Origin of the sequence: Collinsella sp. (genome assembly GCF_052346665.1) — a bacterium.
Lineage (GTDB): Bacteria > Actinomycetota > Coriobacteriia > Coriobacteriales > Coriobacteriaceae > Collinsella.
The window spans coordinates 7,370-26,654 of sequence record NZ_DAWDUX010000004.1 but is presented as its reverse complement, the minus strand read 5'-3'; the positions used below and the strand labels follow the sequence as shown (position 1 = coordinate 26,654).

General features: G+C 56.9%; 14 protein-coding genes and 2 pseudogenes. 7 read left to right on the top strand and 9 right to left on the bottom strand.

The window, feature by feature from the left end:
- The 3 genes from ACT8II_RS01390 to ACT8II_RS01380 form a co-directional block, all read right to left on the bottom strand.
- Nucleotides 1-2,448, bottom strand: a 2,448-nt coding sequence (locus ACT8II_RS01390; protein ID WP_443812848.1) for a DUF4422 domain-containing protein, incomplete at its 3' end; no start/stop codon positions are given.
- 55 nt (nucleotides 2,449-2,503) lie between these two features.
- Entirely contained in the window at nucleotides 2,504-3,769 is a 1,266-nt protein-coding gene (locus tag ACT8II_RS01385) for a glycosyltransferase family 2 protein (RefSeq protein ID WP_443812847.1), read from the bottom strand.
- 566 nt (nucleotides 3,770-4,335) lie between these two features.
- Nucleotides 4,336-4,560: a hypothetical protein gene (locus ACT8II_RS01380; protein ID WP_317439996.1), complete on the bottom strand. Its 225-nt coding sequence runs from the start codon at nucleotides 4,558-4,560 to the stop codon at nucleotides 4,336-4,338.
- Between the two features lie 225 nt (nucleotides 4,561-4,785).
- On the opposite strand from ACT8II_RS01380, the gene ACT8II_RS01375 reads away from it, so the two are divergent.
- Nucleotides 4,786-4,968: a hypothetical protein gene (locus ACT8II_RS01375; protein ID WP_304292364.1), complete on the top strand. Its 183-nt coding sequence runs from the start codon at nucleotides 4,786-4,788 to the stop codon at nucleotides 4,966-4,968.
- A gap of 59 nt (nucleotides 4,969-5,027) precedes the next feature.
- Here ACT8II_RS01375 and ACT8II_RS01370 read toward each other — a convergent pair whose 3' ends face one another.
- From ACT8II_RS01370 to ACT8II_RS01355, 4 genes and pseudogenes are all read right to left on the bottom strand, one after another.
- The gene (locus tag ACT8II_RS01370; protein WP_304292365.1) at nucleotides 5,028-5,987 is read right to left on the bottom strand and encodes a glycosyltransferase; all 960 of its coding nucleotides are present in this window, start codon (nucleotides 5,985-5,987) and stop codon (nucleotides 5,028-5,030) included.
- Nucleotides 5,988-5,994: 7 nt separating this feature from the next.
- Nucleotides 5,995-7,077: an acyltransferase gene (locus ACT8II_RS01365; RefSeq protein ID WP_443812846.1), complete on the bottom strand. Its 1,083-nt coding sequence runs from the start codon at nucleotides 7,075-7,077 to the stop codon at nucleotides 5,995-5,997.
- Nucleotides 7,078-7,147: 70 nt separating this feature from the next.
- Nucleotides 7,148-9,322 (bottom strand): annotated as a pseudogene (locus ACT8II_RS01360) (DUF6541 family protein).
- Between the two features lie 79 nt (nucleotides 9,323-9,401).
- On the bottom strand, nucleotides 9,402-10,607 hold the full coding sequence (locus ACT8II_RS01355; protein ID WP_158574825.1) for a glycosyltransferase family 4 protein: 1,206 nt from the start codon (nucleotides 10,605-10,607) through the stop codon (nucleotides 9,402-9,404).
- Nucleotides 10,608-10,800: 193 nt separating this feature from the next.
- Between ACT8II_RS01355 and ACT8II_RS01350 the strand changes: the two genes are divergently transcribed.
- Both ACT8II_RS01350 and ACT8II_RS01345 read left to right on the top strand, forming a co-directional pair.
- Entirely contained in the window at nucleotides 10,801-11,487 is a 687-nt protein-coding gene (locus ACT8II_RS01350) for a glycosyltransferase family 2 protein (protein ID WP_443812845.1), read from the top strand.
- Between the two features lies 1 nt (nucleotide 11,488).
- Nucleotides 11,489-11,851 carry a DUF2304 domain-containing protein gene (locus ACT8II_RS01345; protein WP_158574824.1) on the top strand — a complete coding sequence of 121 codons (363 nt, stop codon included), beginning with the start codon at nucleotides 11,489-11,491 and terminating at the stop codon, nucleotides 11,849-11,851.
- 397 nt (nucleotides 11,852-12,248) lie between these two features.
- On the opposite strand, the gene ACT8II_RS01340 is transcribed toward ACT8II_RS01345, so the two are convergent.
- Entirely contained in the window at nucleotides 12,249-13,097 is an 849-nt protein-coding gene (locus tag ACT8II_RS01340; RefSeq protein ID WP_118653756.1) for a LicD family protein, read from the bottom strand.
- 9 nt (nucleotides 13,098-13,106) lie between these two features.
- Nucleotides 13,107-14,318 carry a lipopolysaccharide biosynthesis protein gene (locus ACT8II_RS01335; RefSeq protein WP_443812844.1) on the bottom strand — a complete coding sequence of 404 codons (1,212 nt, stop codon included), beginning with the start codon at nucleotides 14,316-14,318 and terminating at the stop codon, nucleotides 13,107-13,109.
- Between the two features lie 57 nt (nucleotides 14,319-14,375).
- On the opposite strand from ACT8II_RS01335, the pseudogene ACT8II_RS01330 reads away from it, so the two are divergent.
- The 4 genes and pseudogenes from ACT8II_RS01330 to ACT8II_RS01315 form a co-directional block, all read left to right on the top strand.
- Nucleotides 14,376-14,981, top strand: a pseudogene (locus ACT8II_RS01330) (NTP transferase domain-containing protein); the annotation flags it as partial.
- Between the two features lie 721 nt (nucleotides 14,982-15,702).
- Complete coding sequence (locus tag ACT8II_RS01325) at nucleotides 15,703-16,098, top strand: phosphotransferase (protein ID WP_317440064.1); 396 nt, start codon at nucleotides 15,703-15,705, stop codon at nucleotides 16,096-16,098.
- A gap of 55 nt (nucleotides 16,099-16,153) precedes the next feature.
- Entirely contained in the window at nucleotides 16,154-17,539 is a 1,386-nt protein-coding gene (locus tag ACT8II_RS01320; protein WP_443812843.1) for a UPF0236 family transposase-like protein, read from the top strand.
- A gap of 106 nt (nucleotides 17,540-17,645) precedes the next feature.
- A partial coding sequence (locus ACT8II_RS01315; protein WP_443812842.1) for an N-acetylmuramoyl-L-alanine amidase occupies nucleotides 17,646-19,285 on the top strand: 1,640 nt, incomplete at its 3' end.

Here is a 19,285-nt window from a genome sequence, read left to right as displayed (position 1 = left end):
CTCCTTGGCATAGGCGAGGCGATCGCCACGCTTCATATTAACGTTGGCGACAAAATCGATATCGTGCGCGGCGGCCAGCAGCGAATCGCCCAGATCGGTAGCGAAGAGCTCGGAGACATCCCCCCTGATGATCAAGTCGGAATCGAGATACAGAACCTTGTCGTAATACGGCAGCAGATCTTGAATCAAGAAGCGATAATACGTCTCGACGCTGATGTGCGGGTTATTCGTCGTGAGGTTATATTTCTCGATAACCTGCGAGACATCACAGAAGCCAAGGTTGACGTTGTCGTAACTTGAGAAGAATTCGCGCATGATCGCCTGGTTCGCACCGGAGATGTCACGATGCAAGACGGTGATATCGTAGCGATAGTTGTTCGAGGCGTTCGACAGCATCGAGTAAATTGTCGTAGTGAGCATCGGCACGTAGTTGTTATCCGATGCGAAGACCACGGGAACGATCTGGCGAAGGTCGTCGAGGCGCACGGGCATCTTGAGTCCCGGTTTATAATCAGGCTCCTGGAAATGGACACACTGCAGGCGTTTAATCGACAATTCCGGATGCATGCGCTGTTGATGGAGCAGGTAGATGTTGAGAAGCCGCTCAGACAGATGGCCAGGGGTGCGGACGCCCTCACGGCTGTACTTGCTCATATCGGTGGTGTTCACGAATTCTTCGAGAAGCGGGAAGAGCCACTCGCAATAAGCGCGGAAGATATCGCGCCCCATGATAAACATGTTGCAGAAACAGCCCGTATGACCGGAGAGGAACGCGCGGGCGTCCTGGGAGTACTCGGGGTGACGCCTTACCAGTATGTCGACGACACGGTCGAGATCTTCGACGTAGAGATGGTCGGCGGCATCATACTGGGAACGCAGCGTCGCTTCGGGACCCATGTAGGAACGAATATCTTGGACCACCGTGGTCGCGATGTCGACACCCTCGAGCGCCTTGTAGATCGACGCGTCATCCAAATGGTACTTTGCCTGGGAAACCTGGTCGATGCGGCCATCCATGATCTCGCCATACGAATTCTGCTCATGGAGCTCGGGGGAGAAATCGAAGTAGCGACGGTAATGGCAGAAACCGATATAGGGTGCATCGATGTTCTTCCACGCCCAATACTGAGTCGTGAGCTCGCAATACATGGAATTGAGCGTGGAGATGTTCTCACCCTCGTCATCATGCAGAGCCCAATCGTAGCGCATGTCGCGCATGGAGCAACCGACCTGTACCGGCTGCAGGACTTTACTATCGAAAAGGTCGACGCGCTTATGGGTGGAAACAAAGATGCGAACGTCTTGTTCATCGAAAGTGCGTAGCCTGGTGCGACGGCGCAAATCGTCGATATGCCCATGGGCGGCGTTGTAAAACGCCTGATACCGGCGTGAATGCGCCGCCTCGTTGCCCGCAAGCTCCCGAGCGGCCTCGTACCACTCGAGGAACGACGCGCCCTCGTCCAGGGACTCATCCGCCTCCCATGCGGAGTACGCAGCATCGCGGGCGAGACGCATCAACTGGACAGCGCAAGCGATATACGAGGAGCGGACGCCAGCCGCACGCGCCGCTTCGACCTTATCGCAGTCCGCGACACGATTCGACCAGTCATTGAACAGCAAGTCGAAAAGCTTCCAACGAGCACCATCGGAGCATTCCTTGGCAACGGTCGTGCCCATACGCTCCGCATGATTTTTGATTGCGCAGACGGAGGACCAGAACTCATGAGCATCCTCGGCAAAGTCCTCGATAGAAAGCGAGGAGCCCGAATTGACCCCGCGGCCATAGTTGTAGAGCAGTCCAACGATATCGTTCCGCGTGACCGAACGGGTCGCCATGGCAAGCGTTACGAAGCTCTCATACGCATCCTCGGCACGGCCCAAATCAGCCCCGGTCATGGAATCGAACGCGCGCTTCAACAGCGGCGTCGCAAATGCACGTTGTGTGAAACGCCAATCCTGTCGACAACCTCCCACGCCCGGAGAGAAGACGGCGCGCATGATGCCCTCACCAGTCAACTCCTCGAGAGGCGCGTTAATATAGCTCTCGAACTGACTGGCCTCGGAAGTCCCTACGCCGCAGTCCTCCACCTTGATACCAAAATGCAGCAAATCAACAGGATTCGCCCGAAGGGCGGAATCCAGCTTCGTAAGAAAGCCAGGAAGGAATTCATCATCTGAATCAAGAAACACGGTGTAGTCGCCAGTAGCAAGCTCAACACCCTCAGCGCGCGTGCGGTGCAGCCCGCGGTTGTCGGCGCGATTGACAGCGATCACACGGGCATCACTAGAAGCGATCCGATTCAGAAGCATGCAGGTATCATCGGTGCTACCGTCGTTGATAACGATGAGCTCGATATCGCGGAAATCCTGAGACAAAACACTCTTAACGCAGGCATCCAAATAGCAAGCGTTGTTATACGAGGGGATGCAAACAGAAAAACGTGGCACAAAAGCCTCCCATTACTGACATTGTTACTTAAATAATACCTTCCAGAAGGCGAGCTCAACGAATCTTCTTGACTAGACGGCAGAGCACGTGATGCAGCAATGTCTCCGATTCATCGCCCTCAGCCTTTGATTGAGGAAAAAACTCTGCCTTAAGCTCTTGCTCACGAAGCCCAAGATCGCGAATATGGCCCGCCGCAACATCGCGATACTCTTGATACAGCCGATACGCCGCGTCCGATGTCGCAGTGACACCAGCTACCTCAACCGCATGCTCTGCCCATGCATACCACGCGAGAAACCGTCTGTTGTCACCTGGAACACCCCCAGCATCCCAGACGGCGTACGCCTCATCGCGAACGAGTCTCATAACTTGCGCCGCTGTGGGAACGACCCCGAAAGCGCTGGACGCCTGCTCGAAGACCTCCTGAGAAAGGACAGGGTCGTCGCGAACGTCCCACTGGGCAAAAAGGAGCTCTCCTAGACGGCTAGAGAACCCGTCCGCCGCATCGAGCGCCACACGAGCGAGAAGCGGATCGCACTGTCCTTCAAGCTGCTCGGCGAGTTGACGGGAGACCCGGGACACCAGGCCAAAGGAGGCGGCGACCCGCGACCACAATGGCAACGAGAACGATTTGCCCCCGGTCGCCCCGGTGCCATAGTTATAACGGTAGCCCTTGATGTCGTTCGCGATCACTGGGCGGCTGGTGTGCAAAGCTATTGCGAAGTGCTCGAGGCCGTCCTCTGCGAAACCAATGCGCTCATAGGGAAGAGATTCAAAAGCCCGTTTCACGGTGGACGCGGCAAAAACGCGCTGCGTGACACGCCAATCAAGCTGATACCCACCCTCGAGCGCATACGCGAGCGAAAGGATATCGGTACGGTCTGCGACGTGCAGCCGGGCGTTCGCCTGCGATTCCATGTCAGTGACCTCAGCGGCATCGATCGCAAAAGACGCAACGATTTCCATACCGAAATGAAGGTAATCAGAATTCGTCCGAGCCAGGCGCTCGTCCAGCGCCGTCAACGTCCCCGGCAGCAACTTGTCATCAGAGTCGAGAAACAAGATGTAGTCACCGCGAGCGCGCTCGACGGCTGCAGCTCGGGCGCAATGAGTCCCTTGGTTTTCTGACAACATGACAGGCACCACGCGCCGGTCATGGACAGAAGCGTCCATCAAGATGGACTCAGTCGCATCGATGCTGCCGTCGTTGGCGACCACGACTTCGAAATCCTCGAAATCCTGAGAAAACAAGCTTGAAAGGCAGTCGGAGAGATAGTCCCCGTCGTTGTATGAAGCTATGCAGATAGAGAATCGGGGCACGAAAACCCTCCAGGCTGAACGACTTCATAAAGATGAAGAACGAGATGATGACATCGCCATTGTACTAGACCGCTGACAATTGACAGATGCGCGGTGAACCACTGCGCCTCTCCGCACATGAACCGAATAGAGTAATCGAGCGTCGACTCAGAGGAGCCATGGAATTCATCAACCGACTCATGCAGCCACCCCTACCAGCTGATCATTTCAAGCGCACATTCATCGACTCAAACAAGATACCCGGATGAACATGGATCTCGCATCGAAAAAGCGTGCAGCGATTGCCGGCACGCATTGAGCGGCCAACGAAACCAAAGCGCGGTTTGAATTTGAAAAACACGACGCCCAATACGTGAACCTCGAAATTGCGACGTTGCAGGCGTTCCTCGAGCTCGGGAGAGATCCTTGTAAATGAGCACGAGCGAGGACCTCGGTGAGTCGAAATTCGCACGGAAACTCAAAGTCGTCAACACGGGATGCGAAACCTTTCGCTGCGTGGCCTCCTACCCATCGAGACACTAAAGCAACGCAGGGTCTACATGGATAAGGTCGAGCCCTGTCACAATCTAGCCTACGCGAGCAACGGGCTGTAGCAGTTTCGCTCCGACCGCATGCAAACAGCATCCCGGCGAGAAAAGGACGGACGAGAAGGTGGCCGCCTCATCGCGATCGACTTCGTCGCGCTCCGCATCGAATCCACGCGCGGGCACTACCCCGCGGCTCTCACCGACCCATGCTGTGCAGACGCCGACCACCACATCCAACTCGCACCCTTCATCAAACTTCGCCATGAAGGACATCGCTATCACCACGGACTTCTCGACCAGATCGCGGCAAACGACACGCTGACGGATCATATCGAAATCACGGACGGCGAGACGGGCCTATCGAAGCCTGCGCTCACAAGCTGAGATATCTACCTCTCGTGCAAACGTCATTCCGCACTCATCGCGAGCATCTTGGGCATCCCAGGATCTTACGCATGCGCAGCGAGTTATGCACATTATCCGAACACGATGCGCTATCTGGCGGAAACCTGCCGTTATCCGGATCATCCCATCGAAGACAGGGAGCTCGAGATCGATGTCACCGCCATAGTGGCAACCAGCATTGAGCAGCGCAACCATCCCATCGTACCAGAGGAGATCCTCAACCCAACCGACGTTTGGCTGGGCGCGATCAAGGAGCCCTGCCGCTAAAGCAAAGAGCGGGCGGGCCGATCGACCCGCCCGCATCCCCTTTCACGCGGATCGCGATGTCATCCGCGTGAAACCGCAAAGGCAGCAGGATCACGCAACAGCTCGAGCATAAGAGCCCAGTCACCAGGCTCGAATCTAGATTCATCGAGCTCCCCGTTTTCAAAGGGGATTCGGAACTCATTGGCCCAACGCTCGGCAAATTCTAGATGGTGCGCTGCGAAAATACGGTCGTAATTCCACCGATATGTACTGAACTGCTGTCCAAAGAGGTCACAGAGGAAGGCAGCAGATCGAGCGGGATCGGCACGACAGAACTCCAGAGCGCACGCGAATTCACCGCAAACCTCGAACACCTTGTTGTCCGACTTCACCGAGGATTCGACACGGTCAACGCGGTAGTGTAGATACGCTGCATCGACAAGGCGCACACGCCGTGCGGCCATCCAGGAGCGCAGCGTAAACGAGGTGTCCTGAAACGATGCCCCCGGCGTCTCGATAAAGCTGATGCCGTTCTCCTCGAGCATCGAGCGCTTGTAGATTGCCGCCCAGATCGAGGGCACCGTCCGCAGAATCTGGGGATAGCGGCGGGGATCAATGACGCATCCGTGTGGAAACGATGCAAACGGGAACGAACGGACATCAGCACCGTCATATTCAAAGTAATCAGCCTTCACAATATCGAGCATCCCGAACCGAGAGCGCGCAACGAGCTCCTCGAATGCATCGGGAGAGACGAAGTCATCCGACTCGACGATACCGATGTAATGGCCGCGCGCGGCGCGCATTCCACAGTTCATCGACGCCCCATAGCCCGAGTTCCTTTTGTCTATAATCTGGAATCGGTCGTCGCGTGCGGCATACCGCTGAGCAATCTCGAGTGAAGAATCGGTCGACCCATCGTTTATGCAGATGAATTCGATATCCTTCAGCGTCTGCGCTTCAAGACTATCGAGGCATTTCGGCAAATAACGTTCGACATTATAGAAGGGCACAAGAACTGATACGCGTGGCTTTTTCATCTTTCACCTAACCATTGCGTTCAAAACGGGCACAAAGCCCGTTGGCGACATTCTTAACAGCGACCAGAAGAAGCCCGAACATCACAGAGACCAGGACGACGACCGGGGGCCTGACGCCAAGATCCCATATAACGCTATGGGGCACATAGACATCAAGCATGTTGATGACGAGCATATGGATCAGGTATACGTACAGCGTGACGGAGGAAAGCAAGCGAAAGCCTGCGCTGCGGAATACACCGCATTTCTGGAACCACGGCTCGGCGCCCTTCAGCAGCCCGAAGACCGCGCAGGAATAGCAGGCGCAGAACACGTGCTGGATATTCAGGTAGAAGTTGTCAAAGTCTGCAAATTCGCCCGAAGCAACCGTATGACCGATATTGGTCTTCAAGGTCATGCCGACCATGATGGCAAGCGACCCAACGATGACGAGAGCCGAGACGCCACGTGCCCTCCTATCGATCTCGACATGATGTTGGACGTAGTACCCAAGTAGATAGAAGAAGATGGGTCCTGTAAGATACGGAATGGCAAAGAGACTCAGCAACGTATGCGTCGGCGCGAACCGGTTGATCAACGGAATGACGGCTGTCGAGACGAAGCTGAGCGCGAGCAGATAGCGGAGGAGCTGCTTATTCCGCGCGGCGTAGGATAACAGCGGGGTCACTAGATAGAGCCCTATAATCGAATAGATGAACCAATAGACATCGCAGATCTGATTCGTCAGCAGCTCACTTACGAAGTCCGAGACACTTGGCTCGCGAGCCGAAAGGCCGAATGCGCCCGGCGCGCAGCAGGAAAGCACGTAATAGAGCAAGCTGAACCCCACCAGTGGAACGACCACACGCTTCAGACGCTTTTTCAAAAATGTCTTCGTGTCGTACTTCTCGCGATAGCTGAGCAGATTCGCGCCGCTCATCATGAAGAAGACAGGAACGGCAAAACTGAACAGCGACTGGACGATAACGGACAGGAACCACAGAAGGTTGCCCTCGTTCAAAAAGACAACGGTTGAGCAGTGGAGATAGACCACCGCCATACAGGACAAGATGCTCAGCACATCCATATAGATTGTTCGACGCGCCATCATGCTCTCCAGACTCGAGGCGTCCCAATAACTCGGCGGGGCGATCGTCGAGGCGATTGTCCCGCGCGTATCATCACATCAGCTCGTACAGCTTGTTCTCCCCATCATCGAGCACGAGCTTGAAATGCGGATCCGACGGATCAATTTTATCGAAGGTGGTCCAATGCACGAAGGGATACAGGGTATAGGGAGACCACAACGTATGCTCCTGGAACGGTTTGAAGTTCGAGGTGCCCATCACAAGGACATAGCGCGCACCAGTGCGCGCAACCGCTTCCTGGACGCAAGAGTTCGATCCGTACTGGTGAATTTTGCTATGAAGCACAATCGAGTCGCTCGATTCATCGTCCAGCATGAACGATTTATAGTAGACGTTGACGTCATAAAGGGAGTAGCCGAAAACCGAACCATCGAAGGGGTTGTTGAAGACAATGTCATCGCCGGTGACCTCGGCAACACGCTTGAGAAACGCGCTCTCATCAAACGTCAGCAGCTTGTTTTTCGTCTGCTTGTTCTCAGCGGTCAGCTCCGCATACGCCTCATGGAACGCTCCCTGGGGATAGCCGTAATTCGGAAACATGACGTTCGCATAGGATACGGCAACGCCGAACAGGATCGCCACGCTGAAATGCGCGGCGCGAGGTGCCTTAACCCTTTCGGGAAGAGCACGATAGAGTGCATCGGTCAGCGAACCCAGCCCCAACGAGGCCAACGGAACCGCCAGCAAGGCGACCGACGCCGCCGTGCGATGGGGGTCCGTATACCAAAAACCGGCAAGCAACTGCTTGAGCGGACCTTCCATGGTGATTCCCACAACGTAGATTGCGCCCATAATGGCATAACTCACGGCTAACCAACGGTCGTCCCGCCTGAAAGCGAGCAGGAATCCTACTGCGACGAGCGCAGCGGCCAGATACTGGGGCAGGTCGCGGCGCAATGCGAGGCTCAGCAGAGTCCAAATTCCGTACGGGACAGAATACAGACTCTCCCAGTTGAAGGTGACGACCGATTCGAATGCAGGCAGCTTGAAGCAGACGATCCAAATGGCAACGGTGAAAAGGGCGAAGGCGAGGGCCGCGGCAACACCGGCCCCCTTAGATGCGAACGCGCCGCCCTTGACCGCGCGCGAGGCGAACCCAAAGAGAGCGTGGCAGCAGAACGGAGCGAGGAAGACCGCAAGCAAAAAGACCGTATTGGGCTGCAATGCGGCCAAAGCGATGGATGCGACTACGAAATGGAAGGCATACAGCAACCGTTGCCCAACCGGTCTTGCCGGGGACCAGGTCGAGATGAACAGAAACGCGACCTGGGGGGCGCAACACATCGAAGCCATGTTCGGATAGAGTGGACCGTAGAGCAGCAAGCCAAACGGAAAGGCTACGAACATCATTGACGTGAACGCACCTGCAAGAATGATGCCCCGCCTTTGCCGGAACAATACCGAATGCAGCAGATACGATCCCACAGGATATACGAACGCCATGAAGGCGAGGAGCGACGCGTTCTCAGCAGCGGTGACGGAATAATCGAACAAATCGACGCCCAAAGCGGCGAAAAGCGTGAACGCGGCGGGATAGAAACCTCGGTTATCCGGCGTGGGACACGACTCTATCGGGAGATCGAGCGGATAGTATCACGTATTGAGAATGGAATACTGCCCGTCTACAGCCATCGTCTCGATACGGCCCATGTGCGCGAGATTATCGGAATACTGAACGAAGGATTCTGGGCCATCGAGCGGCACGACGAAGATGACCGTCGATACCAGGAAGCCGATAACGACGTAGAGCGGTAATTCCGACAAGTGAGCTCCCCAGCGGTCGACGCGCGAACTCGTGAGAGACGAGCGCAGGCGGCCGCCAAGGCCAGCGGACAGACAGCGCGAGACAGTGTATGCGCGTGGCAGCGTGCTATATTCGCAGGGAGCGTCGACTTGAGACCCTTCAGACGCGAAATGGGTCCCCGAAAGGGACTGCGCCGCCGTAGTCGCTACGGGCCCCTTGCGCGAGCGGACACAGCGAAAGGCGACGGCAACCAGACCGGCAACGGCGCAAACCACCGCAAGTGACGCAACCATCACGGTGGCAGAAACGCGAGCACCGAGAACATCGTAGAAGATGCCAATGGCACACAGGACCGTGATGGAAACCAAGGGGGCGACACCGATGGATACCGGGGTCGAAAACCCGAAGGATCGCAAAGACAGCATCGGGATCAGCAGCACCGCGATATCGAAAGCAACGAGCATAAAAAATGCGAACCAGGACAAACCCATCACCATACACAGACGATACACAGACGAAGAACGAAACGAACAAGTTGCAGAATTATAGAACAGGAGGCTCGCAAGCCCGGAACGCCGCGAGCAGCTGATCGGCTGTCGAGGCCCATGAGCAGGAGACGCGAACATGAGCGTACGTGCGCTCCCCCATCAAAGCGAGCTCGGAGCGTGCGCCGGACATGCCCCGAAGCGTCTCGGCGAGCTCGGCCGCATCGGCTTTCCTGAGGATATGGCCGCAGGATTCGTCGGGTATCACCTCAAACGCACCCCCCACATCCGTAACTACGCTCGGGGTTCCACAAGCCGATGCCTCGAGTAGCGAGGTTGAAAAACCCTCAGAGCGGGTCGGCAGACAGAATACGTCGGACTGGAGCAGAAGCGCAGCGATGTCGCCGCTATCAAGACGGCCGGCAAGGTGAACGTTGTCCAACCCGCACCCCTCCACCTCCGAGCGCAGCGGGCCATCGCCGGCAACGACCAGATGAGGAATTCCGTCGTCGCCGTCCTTTGAAACACCGGCGTAGTCCTGAAGAAGCTTGAAGGCCTCGAGCAAGACGAAGATGCCTTTCTCGGGTATCAGGCGCCCCGTGAACGCCGCCATCATGGATTCGCGCGGAATGGCGAAATCGGAACGAAAGTCGCGCGAGGACGCCTGGGCACGGTACGCATCCGCGTCGATCGAGTTGCTGATGATACCCCTAGCCTCGATACCGAAATGACGCAGCCAATCGCAGCTCTTACGAGAGATACCGTAAAAATCGACACCTTGACGCTTGAGCAGCGCCGTAACAGCATCCTCGTAACGCGCTATCACGGCATCGGCAAAGCTGCTCCCCAAAGTGAGGTAGGCCGAGCCATGATCGAGGACAATGGGGCGAAGACCGCGACGACGCGCAAATGCGGTACCGAGAAGGGAGTGGATGTAAAATCGCGTATTCACGAGAACGCCGTCGAACGCCATCGAATCGAGTGCAGAGACGATGGACCTGAAGCAAGCATTCTTGATGGGGACGGGATAACGGCCACCTAGAAGCGACATACAGGGGAAGCGAAATACCTCAATATGGCCCGTGCGACCATCCGGCGGCGCTCCGTCGAGAGCCTCACGGCCATCGGCCGCAGCAACGCCCCGCACGTCGATGAGCTCATGGGGGCCCAGGTCGCCCGTATCGTTCGTCACGATGACGACCCGATGCCCCCTGTGCGCAAGCTCCATCGCAAGACTTTGCGTAAAGCGCTCAACACCACCCATGCTTGGTGCATACAGTGCAGAGAATATGCAGAAAGCCGACAAAGAGACCCCATTTCCGGTGAATTGAAACGATTCGCGAATAAAGAGATGCACGCTTCTGCGCTTTTGCATATGGTACACCCGCACATCGACATTCTGCCGTATCATATAATACTGCGCTTTACGGAATATTAAAAAAAGGATTGCATTAGGAATGTCAACGCTCGTCATCATCCCCGCATACAACGAAGAGGAATCGATAATAGCCACGGTCGAAGAGCTTCGTGAACAAGCGCCCCTATACGATTACGTGATCATCAACGACGGGTCGCGCGACCGGACCTCCGAACTGTGTCGCGCGCGCGGATACGACATCATTGACCTTCCCGCAAACCTGGGCCTAACCGGCGCTTTCCAGACGGGAATGAAATACGCCCACCGCCACGGCTACGACCATGCGATCCAGTTCGATGCGGACGGCCAGCACATCCCTGTCTATATCGAGAACCTCGTCCGCGATATGGAGCAGACGGGCGCCGACGTCGTTATCGGCTCACGATTCGTCACACAGGACAAGCCCGCCTCGCTCAGGATGCTGGGATCGAACCTTATTTCTGCGCTCATACGCCTTACCACCGGAAAGCTCATCAAGGACCCCACTTCGGGCATGCGTATCTACAACCGCTCGGTAATCGAGCTGTTCGCCAGCCGCGACGACCTATCGCCCGAGCCCGATACGCTTGCGTTCCTTATCAAGCGCTGCGGTATGGACGTGGTCGAGCGCCAGGTTTCCATGCGTGACAGACATGCCGGTGAGAGCTATCTCACCCTGTCCAAATCGATCAGCTATATGTCCGTCGCCTGCTCCAGCATCCTGCTCTCACTCTGGTTTAGGAGGTAGCATGTCTCTCGCCCTCAGAATCTTCCTTTTTGCAAACGCCGTCGTTGTCCTGTTATTCGTAGCGAAGCAGATCAAGAAATCGGCATTCGAGACCGCTGACGCACTGTATTGGTTCGTCTTGAGCTCCAGTCTGGTCGTGCTCGCCGCCTTCCCCGAGATCGCATTCTTCTTCTCCAACATGCTTGGGTTCCAGTCGCCATCGAACTTCATCTTTCTCGCGATGATCGCCCTGCTACTCATCAGAGACTTCAGGCTGCAGAGCGACCTCATTAGGCTGCGCCGCAAGGTAACGGCACTCACGCAGGAGATTGCGCTGCGGGAGCATGATAGCGAGCACCAGGCATCCTGGAAGAAGACCAAGTGACGGTAATGACCCAACCGAGCAGCAGCCAGAACAAGATCCCAGCTATCAAAACGGGAGCGTAGGATCATCGCAATCGCCTCCTAGCTTTGGCAGTCCTCGCCCGGCCTTTGCCTAGACGACGAAGCCCCGTCCGTCGATCGAATCAACTTGTCGCCGACGTGGAGGTCGCGGCCCCCTTCGGCGCTAAACGCAGGCATCACGGGAAAAACGGTGCTCACAGGCCTGGCAAAAGTCTAGACCGTAGGTGATGGCTGACTCGGATGGAGCAAGAATCACGACACTCCACTCGTCATGCCGGCTCGCCCCCTCAATGGCAACAGGGGCACGACGCCTGGAAGCGTCGAACCCCGATGTAACTCAGACCGACGAGCGGACTCTGAAAAGCAAAGAAAAACCGCTACTCGCTCGACCAGCTGGTCCCATCCGGGAATCGCAGCAGCAGCGGGAGATGCGTGCGACGGTTCTCAAGTTCGGGCAGCTTTTTCCAATCACCGTACATCTGAACGAGATAGCGCTCCCATTCTCGCGGAACCGGAAGATCAATCCCCTCAAACGAAAGAGTTGAGACGGGAAGTAAATCCCCCACCCGATACCCTTGAACATTGGGCCATGCCAACTCCAGCACGACATCGTCTGGATGCAACTCCCTCCTCACGATGGCACGATCGAATCGCCGCTTGATGCCCTCACGAGAGAAGATGCCCTTTACAAGGTAATGAACCGCGCGACAGCCCACTGCCTCGATGCGACCTAACCCCCCTCCATGCGGAACGACAATGGTCTTCGAATGCCAAAGGTACGAAGCGGACTGCCATAGTTTCGCCGTGCGACGCTGCTTCGCCTCAATGCGCTCATCCGGCTCAAGAAAGTCATAGGGAAAGATATCGACGAAGATACCCTGGTCGCAGCCCGCCTCCTGGGTCTCCCTTGTCGCGAACACGGTACCATCGCGGTAGACCTTCGCAAACATCCCCGCGAAACCGGGGGTGTTGCCGAACGTATGAAGCGAGTACCCATCGGGAAGATGGCCCCGTGCGACCTCGATGAAGCGATCGAAATCAGATCGGAGCATCGCGATGTCGATGTCGTCGTCCCACGGGATAAAGCCCTGATGCCGAGCGGCCCCCAGTAGCGTTCCCGCATCGATGAACCAGGCGATACCGTGCTCATCGCAGAGTGCGGCGATTGTTTTGAGAATTTCAAGCTCGTTGAGCTGTAGCTTCTTCAGCGCTTCATCCTTATTCACACTTACTCCTTATGCATCGACCGTACGTTGACGCAGCTCGCGAAGACCGTGCGCGATCCGCCAGCAAGAGAGTATGACGGCGACGCAGTATGCAAACGCGATGGAATAGCTCACACCGTTCATTCCACATGCATCTACGAGCACAACCGAGGCAGGCAGCGAGATGGCGCACCCTGCAAGATTGGCGATGAGCGTCCCCCTCATATCCCTCATCGCAATCAAAAGGTCCGTCACGAACGCGATGCATGCCGCGAAGGCAGAGCTCGCCAAACCCGCATACATCAAGAATCCGTATTCGGCGATTGCGCTACCGAAGACCAGTCGCAAAAATGCGTCACCGAACAGAAGAAAAAGGATACCCCCGCCAATAAAGATAACTGCAAACGAGCAGAACACCCGTACCAGAAGCTTTACGAAGCCCATCAAATCCCCTCGATCAAGCTTGGAGGCAAAAATGCCCAGAAGCGGGGCGTAGACATAGGAAGAGCATGCCTGGATCAGCACGATGGGCGTGCACACCGTAGCGTAGATGCCAAGGGCCGACTCCCCCTCCGTCATGCCGAGGTATTGCCTGGCCACGGTCACGACCAGTGAGCAAGCGACAGTACCAAGCACCGCGGGGAAGCATTCGACGAGCAGGCGCCGCACACCGTTCCCGGAGAACACGGGAACCACCGACGATAGGCTTCCCGCGCGGCGAAGATCGTAGGACATGACGGGGAGCGTCGAGACGATCATGGCGGCGATAGCGATTTCAAGGTTGTTGGTGAAATACAACGCGAGCGCAAACGACAGGGTGAACAGTATACTGCGGGCAAGCATCGATTTACCGCAGTAGTCCATACGCGCATGTTGCTGGTCGATTCCGTGAAGGACATCGATGAACAAATCGATGAATCTGAACGCGCTATACAGGCAGATGGCGAGATAGGCGTTCGCAGGACAGGTGGCAACCATATAGCCTATGGTAAGCAGCGCTGCCAACCCGATGGTTACAATGCGAAAACCGACGTATTCTCCGCTGGAAGTCTTCTCATGGATGTCGGAAACCTGATACGAGCGAATCTTATAGAGAGCCACGGGGGCAAAGACGTTCGAGACGGCCATGGCGAGCGCCAGCACGCCGGCCGCGTCATATCCCGTTGTAAGGCGCACGATCAGGACCGTCGTGAGCCACTGACAGCCCGAATAGAAGAGCGAACCGATGGAGTTCCAGGCCATATTGGCTTTTACAGAAAGCTCGGAACCCAAGCCATCCCCCAAACAAACGCGTTGAACATGCACCTTGCGGCTACATCTTGGAACAGCCCTGTGAAGTGTTCAGTTTCATTCGTTTGTTGTACTAAAACGAACACCATAAGGCAGCGGGACACCAATGACCACGAAGAGGCATCGATGAATATATCAAAGAAGCAATTCGAAGTTCTAAACGTCCTAAGAACTGCAGAAAATCCCAGTCAGCGTGCCATCGCCCAAGCGACGGGCGCCTCGCTAGGAACCGTCAACCGCATCGTGAAGGAACTCGAAGACGAAGGCCTGACGAAGGATGGCACGGTGACCCCTGCGGGGTTCGAAGCCCTCCATCCCTTCAAAGTTGATAACGCCATTATTATGGCAGCGGGGCTCTCAAGCCGCTTCGCTCCAATCTCCTACGAGAAGCCAAAAGGCTTGCTTCGCGTTCGGGGTGAGATCCTCATCGAGCGCCAGATCAAGCAACTGCGCGAAGCGGGCATCAACAACATTACCATCGTCGTGGGATATAAAAAGGAATACTTCTTCTACCTTGAAAGCAAGTACGGCGTCTCGACCGTCATCAACGACGAATACGCATCGCGTAACAACCATGCTTCCCTGATGAAAGTCCGCGAGCGCCTCGGCAACACCTATATTTGCTCAAGCGATGACTACTTCATCATCAACCCCTTCAAGCCCTACGTTTACGCAGCATATTATTCCGCTCAGTTCGCCGAAGGGGCCACGAAGGAGTGGTGCATGACCACCGGTGCCCAAGACGTCATCAAATCCGTCTCAATCGGCGGATCGAATGCATGGTATATGCTGGGCCACGTCTATTTCGATCGCGCATTCTCGAAGCGTTTCGTCGAAATCCTCGAAGCCGAATACAATCGACCTGCAACAAAAGACAAACTGTGGGAGGAGCTCTATATCGACCATATCAAAGAATTCTCCATGACCATGCGCAGATACCCCACAGACGCCATCAACGAATTCGACTCCCTTGACGAGCTGCGCGCGTTCGACCCCCACTTCATAGAGAACGTCGATACTGACATCTTCGACAGCATCGTGCAGGTTCTTGGCTGCACGAAGGCAGAAATACGCGACGTGTACCCACTCAAGCAGGGTCTCACCAACCTGTCCTGCCACTTTAGAACCGATGCCGGTGAATACGTGTACCGTCATCCAGGCGTGGGAACGGAGCTCCTCATCGATCGCGAAGGCGAGGTCGCCGCGCAAACCGTCGCCAAGAAACTCGGCCTTGATGATACCTTCATCTACGAAGACCCCACCCGCGGCTGGAAGATCAGCCGCTTCATCCCCGACTGCTCGCAGCTCGATCCCCGCAATTGCGCGCAAGTAGCCCATGCCATGCAGATGGCACGGGCCCTGCACGACAGCGATGTGGCCGTGGAGCGCACTTTCGACTTCTACGATGAGGCCAAGCGATACAAGCGTCTACTACTCGAAAAGGGCCCGATCGATATCCCCGGATACCACGAGATGGCGGCAAAGGTCGATCGACTCGAAGCTTTCATCCGGGCAGACAACGCCCCCCGCCTGTCTTTGTCACAACGATTTCTTCATGCTCAACTTTCTCATCGACGCATCGGGCAAGTACTACCTCATCGACTGGGAGTACGCGGGCATGAGCGACTACGCAAACGACTTCGGAACCTTCTGCGTCTGCTGCGAGCTCGGCGAACAGGAAGTCGACGCCGCCCTCGAAGGACGGCATAAAGTTTTTGTTGGTTTGAAATGAGGGCGGGCCTCCCTTACCTTCGGATTGTCGAGATTCGAGGAAGAGGAGACCCGAGATGAATCTTACCGCACCTGCCGCCGTGGCGGCGTTGGAGACCGCGTTCCTGGACATGCTGGGGGCGGAGCCCGGCGGCTTCGGGGCGTTCGAGTCCGAGGCGAGGTCGGTCGCGCTGGCCAGCTGCGCCGAGGCCATGTCCCGCGCGCTCGAGGCGCGCGACCGCGAGCTCGCGGCGTCCCGGCCGAAGGGCCTCCGCGTGCACTCGCGCAGGCCGCGCGCCCTCGCCACGATGTGCGGCGACGTCCGCTTCCGCCGCACCGTGCTCGTCGACGGCGCAGGCCTCACCCGCTACCCGCTCGACGAGGAGCTGGACCTGCCCGCCGGCGACCGCGTGAGCCCGTCGGCGCGCTCGTTCCTGGCCACCTGCGGGGCCGACGTGCCGTTCGCCCGCACGGCCGAGCTGATGGCCATCGCGGGCGGCTCTCCCGTGTCGGCGACGACGGTGATGGACTCGGTGAGGTCGGCCGGGGAGGCCATAGCCGGGATCGAGCGGGCCCGGGCGCGCGACCTGTTCCGCGACGGGGTGGCGCCCCGCGCCGACTCCGCGGCCGAGGAGGTGCTCGTGGAGGCCGACGGCACGTGGGTGCGCATGCGCGACGGGTCGATGGCCGAGGTGAAGGCCGTGGTGGCCTACGCCGGCAAGGAGGAGGGGCGCGGGGTCGAGCCCGTGAGGCTGGGGTGCGTGGACGAGGCGCCCGGCGACTTCCGGGGGCGGGCCGTGGCGCAGGTGGGCTCGCGCTTCGACCTGGCGCGCGTCGAGCGCGTGCGCCTCGGGACCGACGGCGAGGCGCAGTACGTCAACGGCGCCGCCTCCATGCCGTTCGCCGACGTCGCCGGCTTCATCGACCCGTTCCACGTCTTCAGGGCGGTGGGCCGCTGCGCGCCGTCGCCCGACGGGTCGCGGCTGGTCTCGGTCCTGAGGTCGGAGGGGGCGGATGCGTGCGCCGGCGCCATCGAGGCGATGGTCGGGGCCGGGACGGCGGCGTCCGGCGCCGAGGGGGTCGCCGCCTACCTGCGCCGCCACGCCGCCGAGATCGGGGGCGGCCCGTCGATGGGCGCCATGGAGGCCGAGCAGCAGCACATGTGCAAGGTGCGCATGGGCTCGTTCCCGTGCGCGTGGTCGCCCGAGGGCGCCGACGCGATGGCGCGGCTGCGCAGCTGGCTCGGGTCGGGGTTCGCGCTGCCTCCCCGCACCCGCGAGTCGGAGCAGTCCCCGCGACGCCGGGAGCGGCGGGGGCGCAAGCTCGCGAGGCACCTTGCCCGGCGGGCGGGCGGGCGCGTAGAATCCGAGGGGAAGGGCTGGGAGTACCCGCTCGCCGCGTCCCTCAAGGGCTTCAGGGCCGACGTCCGCTACGAGGCCGTCGGCGCCCCGCTGGGATGGTGACCAACACTTGCTTTATGCCGACTAAGTATAGCCCCTCCATATCCCCCGATCGAAGCGGTGCCGTATAATTAGCCTCGCATCCGAGACCATTGAATGGGAGCATCGAATGAAGATACGAAATCGTGCCAAAGCCGCCTTTATCCCACTGCTGCTCATGCTTCTAACCATTCTCCCCAACCAAGCTTTTGCACAAGATATTGGTATTGGTTTTGTATACATAGATCATGCGGAAGTCCCAGTGGGAGGAATTCAGAATATCGCCATCATAGCTGATGAAGATATAAAGCTTACCCATGCCTCACTTGGATATCGTGTCTACGACGATTCGTATCGAACGGCCGCATCGGCAATAAACGGGAATGCCGCCCTGTTCAGCATACCTATTGACAAAAGCGCACCTTATTATCTTGATTCCGTGACATTCGAGTCCATCGAAGGGCAAGCGGAAATCAGTATCGCCGACAGCGAGACACAAAGCGTTAGTTTCGATGGTGTAGTTAACGGAAAGACCAAACTGTCTACTGCACCAAGCGATGAGCTTGTCATGTATACCCTCAATGAGCACAATGAGCTAAGTACCTCTGTAGAGGATGCAAACGAAGTACTCGCTGCGGCGTCGTCTGAAAAGACAACACGCTCTCTTTCAAAAGACAATCTCATCATTGCATTAGACCCCGGACATGGCGGCTATGATCCAGGTGCCGTATATTTCAATTTGCGTGAAAAAGATCTTACGCTCAAAATTGCCAGCTATTGCAAATCTGCGCTCGATACCTACAGCGGCGTGGGGGTCTACATGACCCGAACAACGGACGCCTCCGTAGGATCAAACACGTCTGAGGATCTACAGAATCGTGTCACAAATTCAATTAGTAACGGCGCAGATGTCATCGTAAGTCTTCATATCAACTCCGGTGGGGGCAACGGAGCCGAAGTTTATTATCCAAACACCAGTAGTTGGAAATATGAAGAGACGCATGGCCAGGGAAAAACTCTCGCACAGAACATCCTCGATAAACTGGTTGGTCTAGGCCTGACCAACCGCGGTATTAAGATGCGCGATTACGGCACGGGCGGATCGTACGCCGACGGATCGATGGCAGATTACTACGCAATTCTCCGCCATGCTCGCAGCGCCGGCATACCCGCAATCATCGTTGAACATGCGTTTATTGATAATCCTGCAGACATCAACAAGCTCAGCAGCGACACATGGTTGCACAATATGGGTGAAGCGGATGCGGAGGGCTTAGCCCAAACTTATGGCCTTGCAAAACGAGGGTCTTCAGAATGGAGGTACACGAACGGCGCATGGCAGTACCATGTTGCTGGTAAAGTCCAAACCGGCTGGTTTATGGCGGCAGGCTCTTGGTACTACGCTGATGGAAGCGGCAATTGTCTGACCGGATGGCAAGCCATTAACGGGAATTGGTATTACCTCGATCCCGTAAATGCCTTCATGCACCGAGGTTGGCTCACCAAAGGCAAAACCACCTATTACCTCAACTATAATGGCGACATGGCTGTTGGCTGGAAAAATATCGATGCAAAACGATATTACTTCTTCCCCGATGGACACATGGCAACGGGCGTCCAGATCGTTGATGGCAAGAAATGGGAGTTCGGGTCTGACGGTGTGCTCATCATCAAGAATGGCTGGCATCTTGAAGGCGATACGTGGTTTTACTACATTAACAGTGAAAAAAGAACCGGCTGGCTCTTCCAAGGTGGAAATTGGTATTGGTT

Excerpts from the sequence above, each read along its gene's own strand:
- ACT8II_RS01380 (WP_317439996.1), bottom strand. The coding sequence starts at position 4,560 with ATGGCGAAGTTTGATGAAGGGTGCGAGTTGGATGTGGTGGTCGGCGTC.
- ACT8II_RS01375 (WP_304292364.1), top strand. The coding sequence starts at position 4,786 with ATGCGCTATCTGGCGGAAACCTGCCGTTATCCGGATCATCCCATCGAA.
- ACT8II_RS01370 (WP_304292365.1), bottom strand. The coding sequence starts at position 5,987 with ATGAAAAAGCCACGCGTATCAGTTCTTGTGCCCTTCTATAATGTCGAA.
- ACT8II_RS01365 (WP_443812846.1), bottom strand. The coding sequence starts at position 7,077 with ATGATGGCGCGTCGAACAATCTATATGGATGTGCTGAGCATCTTGTCC.
- ACT8II_RS01355 (WP_158574825.1), bottom strand. The coding sequence starts at position 10,607 with ATGGGTGGTGTTGAGCGCTTTACGCAAAGTCTTGCGATGGAGCTTGCG.
- ACT8II_RS01350 (WP_443812845.1), top strand. The coding sequence starts at position 10,801 with ATGTCAACGCTCGTCATCATCCCCGCATACAACGAAGAGGAATCGATA.
- ACT8II_RS01345 (WP_158574824.1), top strand. The coding sequence starts at position 11,489 with ATGTCTCTCGCCCTCAGAATCTTCCTTTTTGCAAACGCCGTCGTTGTC.
- ACT8II_RS01335 (WP_443812844.1), bottom strand. The coding sequence starts at position 14,318 with ATGGCCTGGAACTCCATCGGTTCGCTCTTCTATTCGGGCTGTCAGTGG.
- ACT8II_RS01325 (WP_317440064.1), top strand. The coding sequence starts at position 15,703 with ATGCCATGCAGATGGCACGGGCCCTGCACGACAGCGATGTGGCCGTGG.
- ACT8II_RS01320 (WP_443812843.1), top strand. The coding sequence starts at position 16,154 with ATGAATCTTACCGCACCTGCCGCCGTGGCGGCGTTGGAGACCGCGTTC.